This window comes from Frigoribacterium sp. AC759 (genome assembly GCF_979256015.1).
The window spans coordinates 343,917-365,937 of record NZ_CEEDMT010000001.1; the positions used below are offsets into that span (position 1 = coordinate 343,917).

17 protein-coding genes and 2 tRNA genes are annotated in these 22,021 nt (G+C 70.0%); 13 read left to right on the forward strand and 6 right to left on the reverse strand.

Annotated features, from left to right (window positions below):
* The first annotated feature begins 1 nt into the window (after position 1).
* Together ACZ6JE_RS01605 and ACZ6JE_RS01610 are read left to right on the forward strand one after the other, a co-directional pair.
* Positions 2-628 carry an FMN-binding negative transcriptional regulator gene (locus ACZ6JE_RS01605; RefSeq protein ID WP_192059948.1) on the forward strand — a complete coding sequence of 209 codons (627 nt, stop codon included), beginning with the start codon at positions 2-4 and terminating at the stop codon, positions 626-628.
* Complete coding sequence (locus ACZ6JE_RS01610; RefSeq protein ID WP_464318020.1) at positions 625-2,145, forward strand: amidohydrolase; 1,521 nt, start codon at positions 625-627, stop codon at positions 2,143-2,145. The genes ACZ6JE_RS01605 and ACZ6JE_RS01610 overlap by 4 nt, the downstream gene beginning before the upstream one ends.
* Positions 2,146-2,239: 94 nt before the next feature.
* On the opposite strand, the gene ACZ6JE_RS01615 is transcribed toward ACZ6JE_RS01610, so the two are convergent.
* On the reverse strand, positions 2,240-2,728 hold the full coding sequence (locus tag ACZ6JE_RS01615; protein WP_055794695.1) for a Dps family protein: 489 nt from the start codon (positions 2,726-2,728) through the stop codon (positions 2,240-2,242).
* Positions 2,729-2,917: 189 nt separating this feature from the next.
* Here ACZ6JE_RS01615 and ACZ6JE_RS01620 point away from each other — a divergent pair, with 189 nt between their 5' ends.
* From ACZ6JE_RS01620 to ACZ6JE_RS01630, 3 genes are all read left to right on the forward strand, one after another.
* The gene (locus ACZ6JE_RS01620; RefSeq protein WP_464318021.1) at positions 2,918-4,336 is read left to right on the forward strand and encodes a sensor histidine kinase; all 1,419 of its coding nucleotides are present in this window, start codon (positions 2,918-2,920) and stop codon (positions 4,334-4,336) included.
* Between the two features lie 4 nt (positions 4,337-4,340).
* Positions 4,341-5,006, forward strand: coding sequence for a response regulator transcription factor (locus tag ACZ6JE_RS01625; protein WP_192059954.1), 666 nt, complete (start codon positions 4,341-4,343; stop codon positions 5,004-5,006).
* Positions 5,007-5,116: 110 nt separating this feature from the next.
* The gene (locus tag ACZ6JE_RS01630) at positions 5,117-6,442 is read left to right on the forward strand and encodes an acyltransferase family protein (protein ID WP_320476940.1); all 1,326 of its coding nucleotides are present in this window, start codon (positions 5,117-5,119) and stop codon (positions 6,440-6,442) included.
* Here ACZ6JE_RS01630 and ACZ6JE_RS01635 read toward each other — a convergent pair.
* Positions 6,416-7,147, reverse strand: coding sequence for an SGNH/GDSL hydrolase family protein (locus ACZ6JE_RS01635; RefSeq protein ID WP_464318022.1), 732 nt, complete (start codon positions 7,145-7,147; stop codon positions 6,416-6,418). The two genes, ACZ6JE_RS01630 and ACZ6JE_RS01635, sit on opposite strands and share 27 nt — an antisense overlap.
* A 112-nt stretch (positions 7,148-7,259) precedes the next feature.
* On the opposite strand from ACZ6JE_RS01635, the gene ACZ6JE_RS01640 reads away from it, so the two are divergent.
* Complete coding sequence (locus ACZ6JE_RS01640; protein ID WP_464318023.1) at positions 7,260-9,074, forward strand: acyltransferase family protein; 1,815 nt, start codon at positions 7,260-7,262, stop codon at positions 9,072-9,074.
* Positions 9,075-9,079: 5 nt separating this feature from the next.
* Here the strand turns inward: ACZ6JE_RS01640 and ACZ6JE_RS01645 are convergent.
* Positions 9,080-9,150 (reverse strand) — tRNA-Gly (locus tag ACZ6JE_RS01645).
* Positions 9,151-9,303: 153 nt separating this feature from the next.
* Between ACZ6JE_RS01645 and ACZ6JE_RS01650 the strand changes: the two genes are divergently transcribed.
* The 5 genes from ACZ6JE_RS01650 (at position 9,304) to clpX (ending at position 13,725) form a co-directional block, all read left to right on the forward strand.
* A tRNA-Pro gene (locus ACZ6JE_RS01650) sits at positions 9,304-9,376 on the forward strand.
* 62 nt (positions 9,377-9,438) lie between these two features.
* Positions 9,439-10,764 (forward strand): trigger factor, encoded by a 1,326-nt coding sequence (tig, locus tag ACZ6JE_RS01655; protein ID WP_192059962.1) that lies wholly within the window; start codon positions 9,439-9,441, stop codon positions 10,762-10,764.
* 217 nt (positions 10,765-10,981) lie between these two features.
* Positions 10,982-11,569: an ATP-dependent Clp protease proteolytic subunit gene (locus ACZ6JE_RS01660; protein ID WP_192059964.1), complete on the forward strand. Its 588-nt coding sequence runs from the start codon at positions 10,982-10,984 to the stop codon at positions 11,567-11,569.
* A gap of 37 nt (positions 11,570-11,606) precedes the next feature.
* Positions 11,607-12,269, forward strand: coding sequence for an ATP-dependent Clp protease proteolytic subunit (locus ACZ6JE_RS01665; RefSeq protein ID WP_279292988.1), 663 nt, complete (start codon positions 11,607-11,609; stop codon positions 12,267-12,269).
* 175 nt (positions 12,270-12,444) lie between these two features.
* On the forward strand, positions 12,445-13,725 hold the full coding sequence (gene clpX / locus ACZ6JE_RS01670) for an ATP-dependent Clp protease ATP-binding subunit ClpX (protein ID WP_192059966.1): 1,281 nt from the start codon (positions 12,445-12,447) through the stop codon (positions 13,723-13,725).
* A 180-nt stretch (positions 13,726-13,905) separates the two neighbouring features.
* Here clpX and ACZ6JE_RS01675 read toward each other — a convergent pair whose 3' ends face one another.
* On the reverse strand, positions 13,906-15,933 hold the full coding sequence (locus ACZ6JE_RS01675) for a M3 family metallopeptidase (protein WP_464318024.1): 2,028 nt from the start codon (positions 15,931-15,933) through the stop codon (positions 13,906-13,908).
* Between the two features lie 148 nt (positions 15,934-16,081).
* On the opposite strand from ACZ6JE_RS01675, the gene ACZ6JE_RS01680 reads away from it, so the two are divergent.
* Positions 16,082-16,900 carry a methyltransferase domain-containing protein gene (locus tag ACZ6JE_RS01680; protein WP_464318025.1) on the forward strand — a complete coding sequence of 273 codons (819 nt, stop codon included), beginning with the start codon at positions 16,082-16,084 and terminating at the stop codon, positions 16,898-16,900.
* A gap of 355 nt (positions 16,901-17,255) precedes the next feature.
* Here ACZ6JE_RS01680 and ACZ6JE_RS01685 read toward each other — a convergent pair whose 3' ends face one another.
* Positions 17,256-17,504, reverse strand: a complete 249-nt coding sequence (locus tag ACZ6JE_RS01685; RefSeq protein ID WP_192059974.1) for a hypothetical protein — start codon at positions 17,502-17,504, stop codon at positions 17,256-17,258.
* Entirely contained in the window at positions 17,504-20,113 is a 2,610-nt protein-coding gene (gene valS / locus ACZ6JE_RS01690) for a valine--tRNA ligase (protein ID WP_192059975.1), read from the reverse strand. Before valS ends, ACZ6JE_RS01685 begins: the two co-directional genes overlap by 1 nt.
* Before the next feature lie 231 nt (positions 20,114-20,344).
* On the opposite strand from valS, the gene proP reads away from it, so the two are divergent.
* Positions 20,345-21,877 (forward strand): glycine betaine/L-proline transporter ProP, encoded by a 1,533-nt coding sequence (gene proP, locus ACZ6JE_RS01695; protein WP_464318026.1) that lies wholly within the window; start codon positions 20,345-20,347, stop codon positions 21,875-21,877.
* Positions 21,878-22,021: the final 144 nt, after the last annotated feature.

Here is a 22,021-nt window from a genome sequence, read left to right on the forward strand (position 1 = left end):
CATGCGGCACACCCCCACGTTCGTCCTGACCGATGTCGACGAGGTCAGGCGCCTGATCCGCGAGAACCCGTGGGCGACCATCGTGTCGCACACGGCCGCGGGCATCGTCGCGTCGCACTACCCCGTGGTGCTCGAGCCCGCCGACCCGGCCGACCCCGACGCGATCTCCATCGTCAGCCACGTCGGCCGCCCCGACGAGCGCTCGCACGAGCTCGGCGAGCACGAGGCCATGGTGATCATCCAGGGCCCGCACGGCTACATCTCGCCCGGCTGGTACCCCGCCGAGCAGATCGTCCCGACCTGGAACCACGTCACCGCGCATCTCTGGGGCGTCCCCGAGATCCTGTCCGACGACGAGAACTTCCGAGTGCTCGGCGAGCTCGTCGACCACTTCGAGAACGTGATGCCCGAGCCCGTGTCGCTCGCTCTCGACGAGGAGGGCTCCCGCCGCGTCGCGAAGGGCACCGTCGGCATCCGCCTGCGGGTGACGCGGTTCGACGCCCGCCTCAAGCTCAGTCAGAACAAGCCGCCGGAGGTCGTCGACCGCATCGTCGACGAGCTCGAGCACGGCCGGCACTACGCGCAGCCGGCGCTGGCCGCCGAGATGCGACGGGTGCGCGACCGATGAGTCTCGTCGACGCCCCGACCGTAGGAGCCGAGGAGGCGCGGGGCCTGATCCTGACGGACGCCCGCCTCGTCGGCAGCGACGGCTCCCCGGCCGACGTGCTGATCGAATCGGGCGAGGTCTCGGCGATCGCCCCCGGCATCACCCCGGCTCCCGGCGTCGACGTGGTCGACCTCGGCGGGCGCTGGCTCGCACCCGGTCTCTGGGACTCGCACGTGCACATGGACCAGTGGGCGCTCGCCCGGCGTCGACTCGACCTCTCGACCGCCCGCTCCGCCGCCCACGCGGCGTCGCTCGTCGGCGAGAAGCTGCGCGACGACCCGCCGCCGAGCGGGCAGCCGCTCGTCGGCTACGGCTTCTTCGACGCCCTGTGGGCCGACGAGCCGACCCGCGGGGTGCTCGACTCCGTCAGCGGCGACGTGCCCGTCGTGCTGGTCAGCAACGACCTGCACGCGGCGTGGCTCGACTCCGCGGCCCTGGCACGATACGGCTACGGCGGCCACCCCACGGGTCTGCTGCGCGAGCAGGACGCCTTCGACGTCAGCACGCGGGTGAGCGCGGTCCCCGACGAGCTCCTCGACGGCTGGGTGGCGGACGCGTCCGCCGCCGCGGCCGCGCGTGGCGTCGTCGGCATCGTCGACCTCGAGATGTCGTTCTCGATCGACCGGTGGGCGCGACGGGTCGCCGGCGGCGACCGCAGCCTCCGGGTGTCGGCCGGCGTCTACCCCGCCGACCTCGACCGGGTGATCGAGCGGGGACTCCGCACCGGCGACGTCGTCGACGGCACCGGGGGACTCGTGACCATGGGCCCGTTCAAGATCATCACCGACGGGTCGTTGAACACCCGCACCGCCTTCTGCCACGACCCCTACGCGGGTCTCGAGGGCACCCCCGCGGGTCGGGGCCTGTCCGCCTACGACGCCGACGAGCTCGTCGACTGGCTGCGCCGCGCCTCCTCGGCCGGACTGGTGCCCGCGGTGCACGCCATCGGCGACGCCGCGAACGCCCTCGCCCTGGACGCCCTCGAGGCGGTCGGCTGCGGCGGGAGCATCGAGCACGCGCAGCTCGTCGACGCCCGCGACGTCGCTCGGTTCGCCCGGCTCGGCATCGTCGCGAGCGTGCAGCCCGAGCACGCGATGGACGACCGCGACGTGGCCGACCGCCTGTGGGCGGGGCGCACCGATCGCGCCTTCGCCTTCGAGTCGCTCGCCGCCGCCGGCGTGACCCTACGGCTCGGGTCCGATGCGCCCGTGGCGCCGCTCGACCCCTGGGTATCGATGGCCGCCGCCGTGTCGCGGTCCCGCGACGGACGCGAGGCCTGGCACCCCGAGCAGCGTCTGGTCTCGTCGGTCGCGCTCGCGGCCTCGACTCGCGGGCGATCCTCGGTCGAGGCGGGATCGGTGGCGGACCTCGTCGTGACGGAGTCCGACCCTCTGTCGGCGGCGGACGCCGACCTCCGGGCGTTCGACGTCGCGGCAACGCTGCTGGGCGGCCGCTTCACCCACGTCGCGCTCGGCTGACTCGGGCGTCTGCGGTCCGCTTCCGCGCAGGCGGAGCACGACGGAGGCCGCCGCCCCGAGGGGCGACGGCCTCCGATCGTCTGGAGCGGGAGTCTCAGCCGGCGACGTGCGCGGCGAGGAACCAGCGGTCCTTCTCGAGGCCGCGCGAGATCTCGATGGCGACGTCCTGGCTCGAGGCGTCGAGCTCGCCGAGCTCGTCGATCGCGGTGCGGACCGCGACGAGCGAGGCGTCGATCTGAGCCACGAGCTCGGCGATCGTGGTGTCGATCTGGTTGAAGCCGGGCGAGGTGGGCGGGATGACCGTGTTGGCGGCGACGGTGGCGATGCGCCCGTCGACGGGCAGCCCGAGGGCGACGACGCGCTCCGCGGCGAGGTCGGCCCACTCACGTGCGTGGTCGACGACCACGTCGATCAGCTCGTGGACGGCGATGAACGCGATGCCGCGGACGTGCCAGTGGGCCTGCTTGCCGTTGACCGACAGCGCGGTCATGTCGGTGACGATCTGGCTGAGGAACTGGGCGACGCCGGCAGCGACGTCGGGGTCGACGGATCCCTGGGGGACGGTGCGGGTGAGGTCGGTCATGACGTGGTCCTTTCCTTGACGATGGGGTCAACGCTAGAGGTCTGAGAAGATTCCGCAAGCAAGCTGAGGCTCGGCTCACGAAGGCCAGCCTCGCCTCACCGAGAGCGTCGGAGGCGGGGGATAACCCCACCCGGGTTCCGGTCGCTGGCACCATGGGTCGGACGCCGGCCGTCGACCAGGCTCGACAGCATGAACCAGGAGACCCCCATCACGACCCCGAACCCCTACCTCTCGCCGCCGCGGCAGGCCGGCGGCTACGCCCGACGCTGGCGCGGCCTGCCCCGCGAGCTCGGCTACATCGCGCTGTCGGCGGTGCTCGTGGTGGTGGTGGTCGTCGCGGCCAACATCGCCCTCCGCGGGTGGGAGACCTCCGGCGGCTACATCGCGAGCCTCCTGTCGCTCGCCGTCGTGGTGTTCGTCTCCCTCTGGGCGGCGCGCTGGTTCGGCACCTTCGAGGTGACGCGGCTGCGGTGGGCCTCCGACCGCCCGATCCGCCCCGTCGACTGGACGCCGAACACGACGTGGGGTCGCTCCGACAAGCGCATCGTCCGCGCCGTGTCCGTCGTCGCGAACCCGCACTACTGGCTCTACCTCCTCTACGCGGTCGTCGTCTTCCCCGTGGTCGCGGGGTTCACCTCGTTCGTCACATTCGCGGCGCTCGCCGTCCCGCTGGGGCTCGTGCTCCTGGGCGTGCTGATCCTCACCGCCGTCGTGCCGTGGAACATCTACTCCCTGGGTGACGCGCTCAGCGGGTCGACCGTCGGGTTCATGGCCCTCGCCGTGGGCGTGGTCGTCCTCGCCGCGGTCGTCCTGCTGCTGCCGTACGTGCTGCACGGGTTCGTCGTGATGCACCAGGCGATCGCCGCGGCCATGCTCGGCGGGTTCCGCTCCGACGAGCTCGAGGTGGAGCTCGCCGACCGCGAGATCTCCCGCACGGCGGCCCTCTCCGCCGAGGGCACGGCGCTCCGCCGCCTGGAACGCGACATCCACGACGGCCCGCAGCAGCGACTCGTCCGGCTCCAGATGGATCTCGCCGCCGCCTCCCGCGCCGTCGACACCGACCCCGACAAGAGCCGGAGCCTCATCGAGGAGGCGCGGGTGCAGTCCCAGGAGGCCCTCGAGGAGCTGCGGGCGCTGTCCCGCGGCTTCGCGCCTCCTCTGCTCCTCGACCGCGGTCTGCTCGCCGCCCTCGAGTCGCTGGTCGACCGGGCGACGATCCCGACCACGCTGCTCGACCGGGTGCCCGCCCACGTGGTCCTCCCGGTCGACATCGAGCGCAACGCGTACTTCATCGCCTCCGAGCTGGTCACGAACATCGGCAAGCACGCCGAGGCGTCGTCGGCCGACATCGTGGTGCGCACACGGCAGGCGCCCGACGGCATGGGGCTGCTCCTCGAGCTCGTGGCCACCGACGACGGCCGCGGCGGGGCGGGGCTCCGCGACGGGCACGGCCTGGCCGGGGTGCAGGAGCGCCTGGTGGGACTCGGCGGGTTCCTCGACATCTCGAGCCCGGCGGGCGGGCCGACCATCGTGACGGTGAGCATCCCGCTGACCGCGAGCCCGACGACGCCGACGATGCCGACGGAGACCGTGGTCTCCCTAGACTGACCGGATGGCCGACAGCACCCTCGATCCCGCCCTCCGTGTGGTGGTCGCCGACGACTCCGTGCTGCTGCGCGAAGGACTCGTCCGACTGCTCGACGAGATCGGGGTCGTGGTCGTCGGGGCCTACGGTGACGCCGACGAGCTGCTCGCCGCGCTCGACGCGGACCTCCCCGACGTGGCCGTCCTCGACGTGCGCATGCCCCCCTCGCACACCGATGAGGGGGTGCGCGCGGCCATCGAGATCCGCTCGCGCCGACCCGGCACGTCGATCCTGCTGCTCTCGCAGTACGTCGAGGTGGCCTACGCCCGAGACCTCCTCGAGGCGGGCTCCGGAGGAGTCGGCTACCTCCTGAAAGACCGCATCGCGTCGCTCGACGAGTTCCGCGACGCCCTCGAGCGGGTGGCGAACGGAGGCACGGTGCTCGACCCGCAGGTCGTGTCGCAGCTGCTCGGTCGGCGCAGCGACCCCCTCGCGGCGCTGACGCCGCGTGAACGAGAGGTCCTGACCCTGATGGCCGAGGGGCGGACGAACGCCGCGATCGCGTCGGCGCTCGTGATCGGCACCGGCGCCGTCGAGAAGAACGTCACCTCGATCTTCCAGAAGCTGCTGCTCGAAGACAGCGGCACCGACCATCGCCGCGTGCTCGCGGTGCTGGCCTACCTGCAGCACTGACACCGGCACCGGCACCGGCACCGGGGGCGGCACTGACCACCCGCCGGCCGTCTCGCACGGGGCGACGCATGGGAGGGGCGCCGGCCAGGACCCTCGGGTAGCCTGTGGCGATGTCCGCGCCAGCCCCGACCCCGACCCCTCCGGGCGCGTCGGCGGCGCCGTACTGGGGCGATCGCATCGTGGGTCTCGAAGGCCTCCGCGGGCTGGCGGCGATGGCCGTGCTCTCGTACCACGTGGCGCACGTCCTGACGCGCGACGTCGAGGACGAGACGATGCCCCTGCTCGTCTTCTTCATGCACCAGGGCCTGAGCCTGTTCTTCGTGCTCTCGGGGTTCCTGCTGTTCTGGCCGTTCGCCACCCGCATCATCGAGGGTCGTGAGCTGCCGTCGCTGAGGCGCTACGCCACGAACCGGTTCCTGCGCATCTGGCCGGCCTACGTCGTCGTCCTCCTGATCGTCAACTTCGTCCTGCAGATGTCGTTCCTGTCGCAGAACGAGTTCGGTCGGCTGCCGTGGTGGAAGACCCTGGTCGACCTGACCCTGCTGCACTCCTACCTGCCCGGCACACTGCGGACGGGTCTCGAGGTCTCGTGGACGCTGACCGTCGAGCTGACCTTCTACCTCGTGCTCCCGTTCCTGGCGATGCTCGGTCGGCACGTCGCGCTCCGTACCTCCGGCTGGATCGGTTCCCTCGTGCCGGTCGGGGCGATGTTCGTCGCCGGTGTCGCCGGCAAGATCTGGCAGCACACGGTGGGCGAGACGTCGGGCCTGAGCGGTGGGGACCTCGCGTGGTCCGACAACTGGTTCTCCGTCGTGAGCCGCAGTCTGCTGCTGCACGCCGACCTCTTCGCCTTCGGCATGGCCGCCTCGCTGCTCTACATCGCCGTCCGGCGGGGGGCCGCACCTCGAGTGGCCGTCTCCGCTCTCCGCGGCACGCTGCTCGTGATCATCGGGGCCGCCTTCGTGGTGGCCTGGATCGGCTCGACCCCCGAGTTCCAAGACACCTTCGCGTCCATCGGCTTCACGGGCGTGCTGCTGCTCATGGTGCTGCCGGCCCACGGCGACCGTCTGGGTCTCATCGCCCGGTTCTGCGACTGGGCGCCCGTCCGTGGCCTCGGGGTCATCTCGTTCAGCGTCTACCTGTGGCACATGCCGGTCATCCGCATCATGCAGGACCTCCTCGATCCCGGTCAGGGCGGACGCGCGCTGTACGTCCTCTATCTCGTCGTGACCGTCGCGATCACACTGACCCTCGCGACGATCACCTACTGGGCGGTCGAGAAGCAGGCGCTGCGCCTCAAGCCGACGGGCAGGCCCGCCCGCGGCGGCGGCGCCTCGGGCCTCGGCGCGACGGCACCGGGAGACGACGCGCTGGCCGAGCGGTCGTCAAGCCCGGGTGCCGAGCGGTCGTCAACCCCGGGTCGAGTCGGCGGGTGACGCCGCCTCGTCGAGGATGAGCTCGTGCAGCTCGCGGCCGAGTCTCTCGTAGCCGGCTGCCGTGGGGTGGATGCCGTCTGCGCTCGTGGCCGGGGCCCACTGTCCGTCGGCTCCTCTCGCGAAGAGCCAGGGATCGATGAGCGGATAGTCCTCGCCATAGGCCCATGAGGCCAGGTCGGCCTCGTAGGCCATGGCCTCCTCGGGGGCGGGCTGGTAGGGCGGGATCGCCGCGATCAGCACGCGGTCGGCGCCCACCGTGCCGATGATCGACTCGTACGACGCCTCGGCCTCGGCGAAGCTCGTGCCGTGACGCACGTCGTTCGTCCCTCCCATCAGCACCAGGACGTCGGCGTCGACGGGCGAGACGGCGGCGGCCATCTGCTCGACGGTCGCGCCGGCACGGGCCCAGCCGCCGGCGAACACGACTCCGTCGCCCTGCGCGTAGGTCATCCACGACTCGTCGTCGAGTCCGTTGCCGAGGAACCCGCTGCGGCCTGCGCTCAGCGAGTCGCCGACCACCGCCACCCGGAGATCGTCGGCGGACGCCGCCGGTGCCACACCGCCTTCGGCACGCGGGGCCGTGGTGCTCGGTGCGGAGCAGGCGGACAGCGCCACGGCCAGTGCGGCGGCCGTGACGGTGGCGGCGGTGCCGAGCAGGCGCGCCCGTCGGCGGACGGAGCGGCGGGGCGACGATCCCGGGGTCATGGCGCCATTCTGCGGCACCCGCGGTCGCTGCGCGAATCGCTCGAGGCGATCCGGTATTGATATGCTAAAGTTGATATCTGTTCATGGTTATCGAGCAGGGGAGTCCCGACACGTGATCTACAGACCCGAGATCGACGGCCTCCGGGCCGTGGCGGTCGTCAGCGTCATCCTGTTCCACGCGGGGGTGGCCGGCTTCGCAGGCGGTCTCGTCGGCGTCGACGTGTTCTTCGTGATCAGCGGCTATCTGATCACGGGCATCATCGTGGGCCAGCGGTCACGGGGCACCTTCACCCTCCGGTCGTTCTGGGCTCGCCGCATCCGGCGCATCGCGCCGGCGCTGCTCGTGGTCATGGCGGCGTGCACGCCGTTCGCGGTCCTCTGGATGATGCCGGACGAACTCGAGAACTTCGGCCAGTCGCTCGTCACGACCCTGCTCTCCGGCAACAACGTCCTGCTGTACCTGTCGAGCGGCTACTTCGACACCGCCTCCGAGTTCAAGCCGCTCATGCACACCTGGAGCCTCGGCGTCGAAGAGCAGTTCTATCTGCTGTTCCCCCTGCTGCTGCTCGCCCTGCTGGCCCTCGGGCGTCGGGCGGCGGCATCGGGCGTCGTCGTCGTCGTCGGGCTCGTCAGCTTCGGGGTCGCCGTCTGGTGGTCGTCCACCGATCCCGATGCGGCCTTCTACCTGCTGCCCGCCCGATCGTGGGAGCTCCTCGTCGGGGCCGGGCTGGCCCTGTGGCACGCGCGGCCCGGTGCCGAGGCCGCACCGCGCCTCCTCGGCCCTCGTGCCGCCTCCGCGGCTGCGACCGCGGGGCTCCTCGCCATCGTCGCCACCGTCGTGGCCGTCGACGGCGGCTCGGCCGTCTCCCCGTTCGTCCTGGTCGTCCCGGTCGTCGGCGCCGCCCTCGTCATCGCCTTCGCGCGAGAGGGCACCCCGGCCGCCCGGGTGCTCTCTCGGCCGCCCGTGGTGCTGGTCGGCCTGATCAGCTTCAGCGCCTACCTCTGGCACCAGCCCCTCTTCGCCTTCGCCCGCATCTGGTCGCCCGAAGAGCCCCCCGTCGGGGTCTTCCTCGCGCTCTCGGTCGTCTCCCTCGCGCTCGCCTGGCTCACCTGGCGCTTCGTCGAGACGCCGTTCCGATCGCCCGACACGGTCCGCCGCCGAGTCTTCGCCCCCGCGATCGGGTCGACCGTCGTGCTCGTCGCCGCCGCGGGCCTCGTGCTCCATTCGACCAACGGTCTGCCTGGTCGCATCTACGCGCCGGAGGTGCTGGCCGACGGCGCCACGGACGTCACGTACGTCCAGCGCCTCATCGAGAACGACGCCGAGCGCTTCGTCGACGACGACCGGCTCAACGTCTTCGTCGTCGGCAACAGCTTCTCGCGCGACCTGGCCAACGCCGTCCTCGAGACCTATCCGGAGGCGCGGCTCGAGATCATCCATCAGCCCGGCGTGCTCGGATGCCTCCGCGACCAGCCGAGGCCCGCCCACTTCGACGAGCGCTACGAGGCGGCCGAGCTCATCCTCTACGCCACCGATCGGGAGTACCCGACGTGCGTGCGAGACGATCTCGCTCAGGCCGTGGCGGACGGCAAGGAGATCTTCTACGGCGGCGCCAAGAACTTCGGCGACAACGCGAACTGGATCGCACGCCAGGCGCCCGACGAGCGTGCCCTGCTGACCAACTCCGTCCCCGACGAGATCGTCGAGATGGACCACGTCGCCCGCGATCTGATCCCGGCCGAGCACCTCGTGCCCTGGCTCGACCTCGCGGTGGGCGGCCGCGTGCCCATCACCGACGACGAGGGGCGCATCCTCTCGCCGGACCGCATCCACTTCACGAAGTACGGCGCCGCCTACTTCGGGGAGCGGGTGCTGCCGCAGACGGGCCTCGACGAGATCATGAGATCGGTGACCCCGGAGGACTGAATCGGAGGGGATGACGGGAATCGAACCCGCGCCATCAGTTTGGAAGACTGAGGCTCTACCATTGAGCTACATCCCCGGACGCGGCCTCGGCCGCATGGGTAGAACCACTATAAACCATCTGCCGGTTCGTTCAGTCACCGGTCGCTCGCGTCGGCTAGACTGACCGCGGCCTTTTCCCCGACCCGACCTCAACGGGACAACACGGGGTGAGACCGTTCCAGGTGATACACGGGGCGTAGCGTAGTGGCTAGCGCGTCCGTTTTGGGGGCGGAAGATCGCAGGTTCGAGTCCTGTCGCCCCGACGATCGTCTACCTGCTGTCTCGGATGTGAGTTCAGCGTCGCCAACACAGGAGAAGCCCCACATTGGTCCAGACCACGGTTGAAAAGCTCAGCCCCACGCGCGTCAAGCTCAACATCGTCGTGACTCCCGACGAGCTGAAGCCCAGCGTCACGCACGCCTACGGGCACATCGCCGAGACCATCAACATCCCCGGCTTCCGCAAGGGCAAGGTCCCGCCGCCCATCATCGACCAGCGCGTCGGTCGCGAAGAGGTGCTGAATCACGCCGTGAGCGAGAGCCTCGACAAGTTCTACCGCGAGGCCGTCACCGAGACCGAGATCCGCGTGCTCGGCCGCCCCGAGGCCGACGTCGTCGGCTGGCCCGACGTCAAGGACTTCTCGGGCGACCTCACCATCGCCGTCGAGGTCGACGTGCGTCCCGACTTCGACCTGCCCGACTACGAGGGCATCGAGCTCACGGTCGACACGGTCGAGATCTCCGACGACGAGGTCGACGAAGAGCTCGCGAACCTCCGCACCCGCTTCGGCACGCTCGTCACCGTCGACCGTCCCGCCACCACGGGCGACTTCGCCCAGATCGACCTCACGGCCACGATCGGCGACGACGAGGTCGACACCGCCAAGGGCATCTCGTACGAGCTCGGTTCGGGCGAACTGATCGAGGGCATCGACGAGGCTCTCGAGTCGCTCACCGCCGGTGAGAGCACCACCTTCGAGTCGAAGCTGCTCGGCGGCGACCGCGAGGGCGAGACCGCGCTCATCGCCGTCACCGTGACCGCCGTGAAAGAGCGCGAGCTCCCCGAGGCCGACGACGACTTCGCTCAGATCGCCAGCCAGTTCGACACGATCGACGAGCTCAAGGCCGACCTGCGCGAGCAGCTCGCCAAGTCGAAGTCGTTCGGCCAGGGCGGTCAGGCTCGCGACCAGGTCGTCGAGAAGCTCCTCGAGTCGGTCGAGATCCCCGTCCCCGAGAAGCTCGTCGAGGACGAGGTGCACCGTCACCTCGAGCAGGAGAACCGCCTGGAGGACGACGAGCACCGCGCCGAGGTGAAGGAGAGCAGCGAGAAGGCCTTCCGCAACCAGATCCTCCTCGACGCCATCGCCGAGAAGGAAGAGGTCAAGGTCGAGCAGGACGAGCTCACCCAGTACCTGATCCAGGGTGCCGCCCAGTACGGCATGGAGCCGGGCGAGTTCATCAAGGTCCTCGACCAGAACGGTCAGATCCCCGCCATGGTCGGCGAGGTCGCCCGCAGCAAGGCCCTCGCGGTCGTGCTGTCGAAGGCCAAGGTCGTCGACGGCGAGGGTGCGGCCGTCGACCTGTCCGCCTTCACCGCCACGGCGGGTGTCGGTTCGGACGACGACGACCACGAGGGTCACGACCACGCGTAGTCGACACGTCTGAGGTCGACCGCCGGTCGACACGAGAGGGCCGGGTGCAGAACGCACCCGGCCCTCCGTCGTCCCCGGCACCGCGCCTCCTCGGTCGGCCCGACGCCGGAGCCGGACACCCGTCGCCACCCGCTATCTGCCGTGGGCGAACAGTCCGGAACCCGTGCGTTGGACCCTATAGATTCGACAGCAAGCGACAACGAATGGGAGCTCCACCATGGCCGATGTGACACTGCCCAACAGTGTTTTTGACCGACTGCTCAAAGACCGCATCATCTGGCTCGGCTCCGAGGTGCGCGACGAGAACGCCAACGAGATCGCAGCGAAACTCCTGCTCCTCGCCGCGGAGGACAGCGAGAAGGACATCTACCTGTACATCAACTCGCCCGGCGGGTCGATCACCGCGGGCATGGCGATCTACGACGCCATGGAGTTCGTGCCGAACGACATCGTCACGGTCGGCATCGGCATGGCGGCCTCGATGGGTCAGCTGCTGCTGACCGCCGGCACCAAGGGCAAGCGCTACATCACGCCGAACGCGCGTGTTCTGCTGCACCAGCCGCACGGCGGCTTCGGCGGCACCTCGTCCGACATCCAGACGCAGGCGCAGCTCATCCTCTCGATGAAGCGACGCCTCGCCGAGATCACGGCGGCTCAGACGGGCAAGACCGTCGAGCAGATCAACGAGGACGGCGACCGCGACCGCTGGTTCACGGCCGAAGAGGCCCTCGAATACGGCTTCGTCGACCACATCCGCGGTTCGGCCACCGACGTCGTCGGCGGCGCCGGCACCGACCAGTCGTAGCCCCCACCCGATCGTCAGCACAGAAAGAGAAGAACACATGGAACTCCCGATGATGGGTGGTGCGGGCCGCGTCCAGACCCCCGATTCCCGGTACATCCTCCCCAGCTTCGAAGAGCGCACGGCTTACGGATACAAGCGCCAGGACCCCTACGCCAAGCTGTTCGAAGACCGCATCGTCTTCCTGGGCGTGCAGGTCGACGACGCATCGGCCGACGACATCATGGCGCAGCTGCTCGTGCTCGAGAGCATGGACCCCGACCGCGACATCACGCTCTACATCAACTCGCCCGGCGGCTCGTTCACGGCCATGACGGCGATCTACGACACGATGCAGTACATCCGCCCCGAGATCCAGACGGTGTGCCTCGGTCAGGCCGCGTCGGCCGCCGCGGTGCTGCTCGCCGCCGGTCAGCCCGGCAAGCGACTCGCCCTCCCCAACGCCCGCGTGCTTATCCACCAGCCGTCGACCGGCGGCAACAGCGGGGGCCAGGCGTCCGACATCGAGATCCAGGCCGCCGAGGTGCTCCGCATGCGCACCTGGCTCGAAGAGACGCTGTCGTTCCACTCGAACAAGACCCCCGAAGAGGTGAACCGCGACATCGAGCGCGACAACATCCTCGGCGCACAGGAGGCCCTGGCCTACGGTCTCGTCGACCAGGTGCTGACCTCGCGCAAGAACCAGCCGGCGCTCACGCGCTGACCGATTCCGACCACGGTCGCCTCGAAGCCCCGGACCACGCGGTCCGGGGCTTCGTCGTGTGGGCGGATCCGGCGCCCGGCCCGCGTGGGTCCGTCGGCGTCGGAGGATCGCGTTAGGCTCGATGCACGACGACCGTCAAGGGTCGCCGATCTTCACGCCACGAAGGAGGCCGGGCATGGCACGTATAGGTGAGAGCGCCGATCTGCTCAAGTGCTCGTTCTGTGGAAAGAGCCAGAAGCAGGTCCAGCAGTTGATCGCCGGCCCCGGCGTCTACATCTGCGACGAGTGCGTCGAGCTCTGCAACGAGATCATCGAAGAGCGCCTCGCCGAAGCCGGCGAAGAGCCCACCAGCGAGTTCGACCTGCCGAAGCCCCGCGAGATCTACTCGTTCCTCGAAGAGTACGTGATCGGCCAGGACGCGGCGAAGCGCTCCCTCTCCGTGGCCGTGTACAACCACTACAAGCGCATCCGCGCCGCCTCGACCCTCACCGCCGCCGAGTCCTTGGCCGACGAGGTCGAGATCTCGAAGTCGAACATCCTGCTCATCGGTCCGACGGGCTGCGGCAAGACCTATCTGGCGCAGACTCTGGCCAAGCGTCTCAACGTCCCGTTCGCCGTCGCCGATGCGACCGCCCTGACCGAGGCCGGCTACGTCGGCGAAGACGTCGAGAACATCCTCCTCAAGCTCATCCAGGCCGCCGACTACGACGTCAAGCGGGCCGAGACGGGCATCATCTACATCGACGAGATCGACAAGATCGCCCGCAAGGCCGAGAACCCCTCGATCACTCGAGACGTGTCGGGCGAGGGCGTGCAGCAGGCGCTGCTCAAGATCCTCGAGGGCACCGTCGCCTCCGTGCCGCCGCAGGGCGGTCGCAAGCACCCGCATCAGGAGTTCATCCAGGTCGACACGACCAACGTGCTGTTCATCGTGGCCGGTGCGTTCGCCGGGCTCGAAGAGATCATCTCGAACCGCGCGGGCAAGCGGGGCATCGGCTTCGGCGCCCCTCTGCACAGCAAGGAGGACGAGGCGGCCCTCTTCAGCGAGGTCCTCCCCGAAGACCTGCACAAGTTCGGTCTGATCCCCGAGTTCATCGGCCGTCTGCCCGTCGTGACGACGGTGACCCAGCTCGACCAGCCGGCGCTCATGCAGATCCTCACCGAGCCGAAGAACGCCCTCGTACGTCAGTACCAGCGCATGTTCGAGATCGACGGCGTCGAGCTGGAGTTCGATCGCGGCGCGCTCGAGTCGATCGCCGACCTGGCCGTCCTCCGGCAGACCGGCGCACGAGGGCTGCGGGCCATCCTCGAAGAGGTGCTCGGGCCGATCATGTTCGACGTGCCCTCCGACGACACCGTGGGCAAGGTCGTGGTGACCCGTGCCTCCGTGCTCGAGAACGCGGCGCCGACCATCGTGCCCCGCGTCGTCGAGCAGCGCACCGAGAAGTCCGCGTAGCCCAGCGCGATCCTCTGCACGCGAGAACGCCCCGGCCGCTTGGCGGTCGGGGCGTTCTCGCGCGCCGGGGCGAGCGGTCCAGCCGGGGTGCCCTCAGCGGGTCCGGCGGGTTCCCGTCATAGGGGGCGGGGCAGCGCTGACCCGCCACCGATGACGCGAACCCGCCCCAGTGCGCGCCGACTACGCGAGACCGCGACGGGCCAGCAACGGCTCGACCCGCGCCTCCCTGCCTCGGAAGTCGCGGAACGCCTCGAGGGGATCCTTCGAGCCACCGACACCCAGCAGGCGTGAACGGAACCGGTCGCCGTTCGCGCGGGTCAGGCCGCCGTTCTCCTCGAACCATTCCACGGTGTCGGCATCGAGCACCTCGCTCCAGATGTACGAGTAGTAGCCCGCGTCGTATCCGCCTGCGAACGTGTGGGCGAAGTACGTGCTCGAGTAGCGGGGCGGGACGGACGCGAGATCGAGACCGACCGCGGCCAGCGCCTCCTTCTCGAACGCCTCGACGTCGACGACCGCCTCGGCCTCGGCCGACGACAGCGAGTGCCACGCCTGGTCGAGCAGGGCGGCGGCGAGGTACTCGCTCGTCTCGAACCCCTGGCCGAACCCCTGCGACGCGACGAGGGCGTCGACCAGTCGGGTCGGCAGGGGCTCGCCGGTCTCGTGGTGCACGGCGTAGTTCGCCAGCACGTCGGGCCAGAGCATCCACATCTCGTTGACCTGGCTCGGGAACTCGACGAAGTCGCGGAACACGTTCGTGCCCGAGAAGGTCGGATACGCGACGCGGGCGACGAGCCCGTGCAGGGCGTGACCGAACTCGTGGAAGAACGTCGTCACCTCGTCGAGCGTCAGCAGCGTCGGCTGGCCGGCGGGCGGCTTCGGGACGTTCAGGTTGTTGACCACGACGGTGGGCAGCCCCGTGAGGCCCGACTGCGACACGAGGGGGTTCATCCATGCGCCGCCGCGCTTGCTGTCGCGGGTGTGCAGGTCGAGCACGTAGAGGCCGACCGGTGCGCCGTCGTCGTCGGTCACCTCGAAGACCCGTGCATCGGGGTGGTAAGCCACGAGATCGGGTCGTTCGGCGAAGTGCAGACCGTACAACCGGCCCGCTGCGAAGAAGATCCCGTCGTGGAGCACCCGCTCGGCCTCGAACCAGGGTCGCATGGCCGCGGTGTCGACATCGTGCTCTTCTGCGCGGACGAGCTCGGCGACGAACGCCCAGTCGGAGGCGGCGATCGGCCGCCCGGCCCGACGCTCGAGCTCGGTCTGCTCGGCACGGGCGTTGCGAGCCGCAGGAGGCGCGAGTCGCGCGAGCAGATCGGCCACCGCCTCGGGGGTGCCCGCCGTCTCGCCGGCTGTGACGTAAGCGGCGTGATTCGCGAAGCCGAGCAGCTCGGCCCGCCGGGCCCGCAGACGCACGATCTCGAGCACGAGGTCGCGATTGTCGAACGGCCCGCCGCGGCGCCCGCGCGACAGCGACGCGTCCATGATGCGCTCCCGCAGAGCCTCGTCGGTCAGGGCCGCGAGATAGGGGTGGCCGCTGAAGAGCACGAGCGTGATGACGTACCGACCGTCGAGTCCCCGGTCGCGGGCGGCCTCGGCGGCGGCCGCGACGGCACCCGCGTCGAGCCCGTCGAGCTCGGCGACGTCGTCGACGACCACGGCGAGGTCGTTCGTGTCGGCCAGCAGGTTCTTCTCGAAGCGGGTCGTCAGCCTCGACAGCCGCCCGTTCAGGTCGCGCAGCCGGGTCTTGTCGTCGTCGCCGAGGGCTGCACCCGACCGGACGGCGTCGTCGACCAGCCGCTCGATGAGATAGCGCTGCTCGGGCGTCAGGTCGAGGTCGTCGCGCCGTTCGTGGAGGCTCCGCAGTCGGGCGAACAGCCGCGGGTCCAGGCGGATCGCATCGGTGTGCGCGGCGAGTCGAGGCGCCAGGTCGAGCTCGAGGGCGTCGGTGGCGGCGTTCGAGTCCGACGACGTCTTGTTGAAGAAGACGTGGCCGACCCGGGCGAGGATGGCGCCGCTCCGTTCGAGCGCGTCGAGGGTGTTCTCGACGGTCGGCTCGGCGGGGTCGGTGGCGATCGCCTCGATCTCCGCCAGCTGCTCGGCGAAGCCGGCCTCGAACGCGGGCAGGTAGTCGTCGTCGGTGATGCTCGCGAACGGCGGCAGCGAATACGGCAGCGTGCTGGGGGCGAGGAGCGGGTTCGTCATGGCCCGAGCCTAGGCCGGTCCGCGGGCACGCCCGGGGAGTCACGACACGCCGCGGGGCCGCCGGGGCTGCGGCGAGTCGTGACCCGTCGATGCCGGAGGCGGTGGCGAGGGCGGGGGCGGAGCCGAGGAGGCGCGCTAGGGTCGCCGCATGAGCGGACGACCTCGCGACACGGCCCGGTACACCCACGGGCACCACGAGAGCGTGCTGCGGAGTCACACGTGGCGCACCGTCGAGAACTCGGCGGCCTACCTCGTGCCGCATCTGACGCCCGGCGCGAGCGTGCTCGATGTGGGGTCGGGCCCCGGCACGATCACGGTCGACATGGCCGAGCGGGTCGCCCCCGGTCTCGTGGTGGGCATCGACTCGTCGACCGGGATCGTCGCGCAGGCGACGTCGCTCGCGGCCGAGCGGGGGCTGGCGGCCGTGCGTTTCGAGACGGCCGACCTGTTCGCGCTGCCCTTCGACGACGACTCCTTCGACGTCGTGCACGCCCATCAGGTGCTGCAGCACGTCGGCGACCCGGTCGCGGCGCTCCGCGAGATGCGTCGGGTGGCGCGCCCCGGGGGAGTCGTCGCAGCCCGCGATGTCGACTACCACGGCTGCGTCTGGGCGCCCGAGAACCCCGGGTTGCAGCGGTGGATGGACGTCTACCAGGCGGTGCACCGCGGCAACGGCGGGGAACCGGACGCAGGGAGGCGCCTCAAGGGCTGGATGCTCGAGGCGGGGTTCGACGAGGTCGCGAGCAGTGCGTCCGTCTGGTGCTTCGCCTCCGACGAGGAGCGCACCTGGTGGGGCGACAGCTGGGCCGCTCGGGCGACCGAGTCGGCGTTCTACGCCGATGCGATCGAGAAGGGCGTCGCCACCCACGACGAGCTGCACGCGATCGCCGACGCCTGGCGCCGCTGGCGCGACGCCCCCGACGGCTGGCTGATCATGCCCCACGGCGAGGTGCTCGGCCGCGCCTGACCTCGTCGAGGAGTCACGACACGCCGCTCACCTCGAGAGGTTAGCGGCGTGTCGTGACTCCTCGACCTGTCGATCGGTGGCTGAACCACTTAGCCATGGATATCGTTATGCCATGAGTCGAGAGTGGTTGGTCGTTCTTCTGGTCACCGTGTGCGTCGTGTCGATCGTCGACGCGATGACAGCCGCGCTGGCGGGGGTGCAGAGTGTTCTGTGGTCGTCGATCAGGGTCGCAGCCATGATCGGGCTGATCGTGGCTGCGTGCCGTCGCCCGTCTGCAGAGCGATGAGGAGTCACGACACGCCGCTCACCAGAGAGGTGAGCGGCCTGTCTGACCCTCGACGGGAGGAGGGGCGGGCTAGTCCTCGTCGTCGGCGGGCTCGTGCACGTGGGCCTCGCCGGTCACGGCGTCGACGCGGATGACCGTGCCGTCGTCGAGCTCGACCACGGGGCGACGCTCGAGCCAGGTGAGCGTCCAGCGCCAGGTCGACGCGTCGACGCCCTGTTCGGCGAGCTCGCGTTCGACCGAGGCGATCGCCCCGAGGACGGGTGCATCGAGGTCGGCCGGCGCCGCGCCTCCTACGCTCCACCGCGTACCGAGCTGCATCAGGCGCCCGCCGCCGGTGCCGCAGCGGACGTGTCGGCCGGCTGCTCGGCGAACACGATGTCGCCCACGGCGAGCTCGTCGCCCTCAGCGAACGTCAGATCGGCGATCTTGCCGACCGCCGCGAGATCCCCCGCGGCGAGGCGGACCAGCGCCAGCTGAGCGGCCGGCGCCGTGATCACTGCCGTCGACACGGGGGTCTTCTGCGAGGCCTTCGCATCGGACTTCGCCCGGCGCACGAAGATCAGCGCCTGCCCGACGAGCCCGACCAGCCCGGTCGCGGACTCGCCCTCCGACAGACCGAGCTCGGCGACGGTCGGCCACGCCGCCTGGTGGATGGACTCGTCGTGCGTCCACGACCAGACCTCTTCGGTCGCGAACGGCAGGTACGGCGCCAGCAGTCTCAGCAGCCCCTCGAGCACCGTGCGGAGCGCGAGCACTGCCGAGGCCTGCTCGGCCGGTGTCGTCGCACCGTAGGCGCGCTCTTTGACCAGCTCGAGGTAGTCGTCGCAGAAGGTCCAGAAGAACTTCTCGGTCGTCTCGAGCGCTCGGGCGTGGTCGTAGCCCTCGAGCGCCTCGGTGGCGGTCTCGATGACCGACGCGAAGGTGGCGAGCAGGTCGCGGTCGAGCGGCTCGGTGACCGAGTGCTCGCCCGAGGGCAGCTCGAACGAGTAGACGAACTTGGCGGCGTTCAGCACCTTGATCGCCAGTCGGCGGCCGATCTTGATCTGCTTCGGGTTCTGCGGGTCGAACGCCGCGTCGGTGCCCAGACGGCTCGAGGCCGCCCAGTAGCGCACCGAGTCCGAGCCGTGGTCGTCGAGCATCGCGGCCGGGGTGACGACGTTGCCCTTCGACTTCGACATCTTCTTGCGGTCGGGGTCGACGATGAAGCCCGAGATCGAGGCGTTCCGCCACGGGACGGTGCCCCCCTCGAGCTGCGCGCGCAGCATCGTCGAGAACAGCCAGGTGCGGATGATGTCCTGCCCCTGGGGGCGCACGTCGTACGGGAACACGAGGTCGAACAACTCGGGGTCGGCCTCCCACTTGCCGGCCAGCTGCGGGGTGAGCGACGAGGTCGCCCAGGTGTCCATCACGTCGAGCTCGCCCTGGAACCCGCCGGGGACCCCGCGCTGCGACTCGTCGTAGCCGGGCGCGGTGTCGGACGACGGGTCGACGGGCAGCTGCGCCTCGCTCGGCACGATCACCTCGTCGAAGACGGGGTTGCCGTCGCCGTCGAGCGGGTACCAGACCGGGATCGGCACGCCGAAGAAGCGCTGGCGCGAGATCAGCCAGTCGCCGTTCAGGCCGTTGACCCAGTTCTCGTAGCGCACGCGCATGAACTCGGGGTGGAACGCGACCTCGCCGCCGCGCTCGAGCAGCGTCGACTTGAGCTGCTCGTCGCGAGCGCCGTTGACGACGTACCACTGGCGCGTCGAGACGATCTCGAGGGGCTTGTCGCCCTTCTCGAAGAACTTGACGGGGTGCGTGATCTTGCGGATCTCGCCGACCAGCTCGCCCGAGGCGGTCAGCTGCTCGACCACGGACTGCTTGGCGCTGAACACGGTCTTGCCGGCCAGCTGCGCGTAGGAGGCGCGACCCGCCTCGGACTCGATCGCCGCCGGCGCCTCGCTGACGAACCGACCGTCGAAGCCGATCACGGCGCGGTTCGGCAGCTGCAGCTCACGCCACCACACGACGTCGTTGGTGTCGCCGAAGGTGCAGACCATCGCGATGCCCGAGCCCTTGTCGGGCTGCGCCAGGTGGTGCGCCACCACGGGCACCTCGACGTCGAACAGGGGGGAGCGGACGGTCGTGCCGAACAGCGCCTGGTAGCGCTCGTCGTCGGGGTGGGCGACGAGTGCGACGCAGGCGGGCAGCAGCTCGGGGCGCGTCGTGTCGATCAGCACGTCGCCCTGCCCGTCGGTGCGGTGGAATGCGAGCTTGTGGTACGCGCCCGGCATGTCCTTGTCTTCGAGCTCGGCCTGCGCCACCGCGGTGCGGAAGGTGACGTCCCACAGGGTCGGGGCGTCGGCCTGGTAGGCCTCGCCGCGCGACAGGTTGCGGAGGAACGCCTTCTGCGCGATGGCCTGCGAGTCGTCGCCGATCGTGCGGTAGCTCTGAGTCCAGTCGACCGAGAGGCCGAGCTTGCGCCAGACGTCCTCGAACTGCTTCTCGTCTTCGACGGTCAGGCGCTCGCACAGCTCGACGAAGTTGCGACGCGAGATGGGCACCTGGTCGGCGGCCTTCGAGGACTTGTTGTCGCCGCCCTCGAAGGGCGGGGTGAAGTCGGCGTCGTAGGGCAGCGAGGGGTCGCAGCGCACGCCGTAGAAGTTCTGCACGCGACGCTCGGTGGGTAGGCCGTTGTCGTCCCAGCCCATCGGGTAGAAGACGCGCTTGCCGCGCATCCGCTCGAACCGCGCCTTGACGTCGGTGTGCGTGTAGCTGAACACGTGACCGATGTGCAGGCTGCCCGAGGCGGTCGGCGGGGGAGTGTCGACAGAGAAGACGGAGGCGCGGGTCGCGCCGTCGCGGTCGAACCGGTAGGTGCCGGAGTCCTCCCAGACCTGGCCCCAGCGGGCCTCGAGTCCTTCGAGGGCGGGCTTCTCGGGCATCGCTGACGGCATCTGGCTCTCCGGTTCTGTGGGCGGCACCGTGTCGGTGGGGAGGTGCCTGGTTGTGGGACGCCGATCAGTCTACGCGTGGCGATCCGCGCCTCCTCGGGGGTGCGCTCTCTGCACCTGTGCGCACGCTGCACTGGTACTGACATGACAGGACTGGTAGTGTCGGTGCGTTTTTGCCGACGCTGGGGTCGACGCCATCACCCGACGAACTGGAGGCACCCGATGTCCGCCAAGAAGCAGCACAGCACGAGACCCGCCCGGCGATCGCTCACCACCGACGACGTAACCGTCGTCGAGGAGGGCCTGCTCAAGCGCGCGGTCAGCGCCGCAGCGCTCGGCAACGCCATGGAGTGGTTCGACTTCGGCGTCTACGCCTACATCACGACGACGATCGCGCAGGTGTTCTTCCCGCCCGGGAACGACGCGCTCAACATCCTCTTCACCTTCGGTACGTTCACCGCCGCGTTCATCGTGCGCCCGATCGGCGGCGCGTTCTTCGGCCCGCTCGGTGACCGGATCGGCCGCCAGAAGGTGCTCGCGGTCACGATGATCCTCATGGCGGCCGGCACGCTCGCCATCGGGCTGATCCCGTCGTACGCGACCATCGGGATCTGGGCGCCCGTCCTGCTGCTGCTGGCGCGCCTCCTGCAGGGCTTCTCGACCGGTGGCGAGTACGGAGGCGCGGCCACGTTCATCGCGGAGTACTCGCCCGACAATCGTCGCGGCTTCATGGGCTCGTGGCTCGAGTTCGGCACGCTCGGCGGTTACGTGCTGGGCGCCTCGCTCGTCACGGCCCTGCAGGTGGCGATGAGCGAGGAGGCGCTGCTGGCCTGGGGCTGGCGGATCCCGTTCCTGATCGCCGGGCCGCTGGGCCTGATCGGGCTCTACCTGCGCCTCAAGCTCGAGGAGACGCCGGCCTTCCAGAAGCAGCAGGAGGAGGCCGTCGGTCGCGAGCACGTCAAGGTGCCGCTCGTGAAGCTCTTCGCGGAGAACTGGCGGGCGCTGATCGTCTGCATCGGCCTGGTGCTGGTGTTCAACGTGACCGACTACATGCTGCTGTCGTACATGCCGACCTACCTCACCAACACGCTGGGGCGCAGTGCGACCTCGGGGCTGCTGCTCGTGATCGTCGTCATGGTGCTGATGATGATCGTCATCACGTTCAGCGGGCGCCTGAGCGACCGGTTCGGCCGTCGACCCGTGCTGTTCGCCGGCTGCGTCGGATTCCTGGTGCTGTCGTGGCCGGCCCTCAAGCTCGTGCAGTCCGAGAGCACGCCGCTCGTCTTCGTCGGCCTGCTCGTGCTCGGCCTGGTGCTCGTCACGTTCACGTCGACCATGCCGTCGACGCTGCCCGCGCTGTTCCCGACGATCATCCGCTACGGCGCCCTGGCCATCGCGTTCAACGTGTCGGTGTCGCTGTTCGGCGGCACGACGCCGCTCGCCACCGAGGCGCTGGTCGTCTGGGCCGAGGGGAACGGTTTCTCGTGGGCCCACGACATCCCCGCCTTCTACCTGATGGCCGCGGCTGTGATCGGTCTCGTCGCCGTGTGGTTCACGAAAGAGACGGCCAACGAGCCGCTGCTCGGCTCGGGGCCGTCCGTCGCGACCGACGTCGAGGCGCGCGAGCTTGTCGAGGCCTACGCCGACGAGTCGAGCGAGGTCGCGAAGTCGGACTGGGCGCTCGAGTGGGCTCAGTCCGGCCCGATCGACGTGGTGCGCGTGGACGGCGATGGGGAAGCCACCCCGCGACGCTGACGGGTGCACGGGTGCACGGGCGCACGGGTGCCCGGGTGCGGAGGTGCCCGGGTGCGGCGGGTGCGTGTCATCGGGGGCGGGTCAGCGCCGACCCGCCGCCGATGACACCGACCCGCCGCACCACGCTCAGATGACCGCGTCGCT

Excerpts from the sequence above, each read along its gene's own strand:
- proP (WP_464318026.1), top strand. The coding sequence starts at position 20,345 with ATGTCCGCCAAGAAGCAGCACAGCACGAGACCCGCCCGGCGATCGCTC.
- ACZ6JE_RS01680 (WP_464318025.1), top strand. The coding sequence starts at position 16,082 with ATGAGCGGACGACCTCGCGACACGGCCCGGTACACCCACGGGCACCAC.
- ACZ6JE_RS01660 (WP_192059964.1), top strand. The coding sequence starts at position 10,982 with ATGGCCGATGTGACACTGCCCAACAGTGTTTTTGACCGACTGCTCAAA.
- ACZ6JE_RS01665 (WP_279292988.1), top strand. The coding sequence starts at position 11,607 with ATGGAACTCCCGATGATGGGTGGTGCGGGCCGCGTCCAGACCCCCGAT.
- ACZ6JE_RS01610 (WP_464318020.1), top strand. The coding sequence starts at position 625 with ATGAGTCTCGTCGACGCCCCGACCGTAGGAGCCGAGGAGGCGCGGGGC.
- ACZ6JE_RS01620 (WP_464318021.1), top strand. The coding sequence starts at position 2,918 with ATGAACCAGGAGACCCCCATCACGACCCCGAACCCCTACCTCTCGCCG.
- valS (WP_192059975.1), bottom strand. The coding sequence starts at position 20,113 with ATGCCCGAGAAGCCCGCCCTCGAAGGACTCGAGGCCCGCTGGGGCCAG.
- ACZ6JE_RS01630 (WP_320476940.1), top strand. The coding sequence starts at position 5,117 with ATGTCCGCGCCAGCCCCGACCCCGACCCCTCCGGGCGCGTCGGCGGCG.
- ACZ6JE_RS01605 (WP_192059948.1), top strand. The coding sequence starts at position 2 with ATGCGGCACACCCCCACGTTCGTCCTGACCGATGTCGACGAGGTCAGG.
- ACZ6JE_RS01615 (WP_055794695.1), bottom strand. The coding sequence starts at position 2,728 with ATGACCGACCTCACCCGCACCGTCCCCCAGGGATCCGTCGACCCCGAC.
- ACZ6JE_RS01685 (WP_192059974.1), bottom strand. The coding sequence starts at position 17,504 with ATGCAGCTCGGTACGCGGTGGAGCGTAGGAGGCGCGGCGCCGGCCGAC.
- clpX (WP_192059966.1), top strand. The coding sequence starts at position 12,445 with ATGGCACGTATAGGTGAGAGCGCCGATCTGCTCAAGTGCTCGTTCTGT.
- ACZ6JE_RS01625 (WP_192059954.1), top strand. The coding sequence starts at position 4,341 with ATGGCCGACAGCACCCTCGATCCCGCCCTCCGTGTGGTGGTCGCCGAC.
- ACZ6JE_RS01635 (WP_464318022.1), bottom strand. The coding sequence starts at position 7,147 with ATGACCCCGGGATCGTCGCCCCGCCGCTCCGTCCGCCGACGGGCGCGC.
- ACZ6JE_RS01675 (WP_464318024.1), bottom strand. The coding sequence starts at position 15,933 with ATGACGAACCCGCTCCTCGCCCCCAGCACGCTGCCGTATTCGCTGCCG.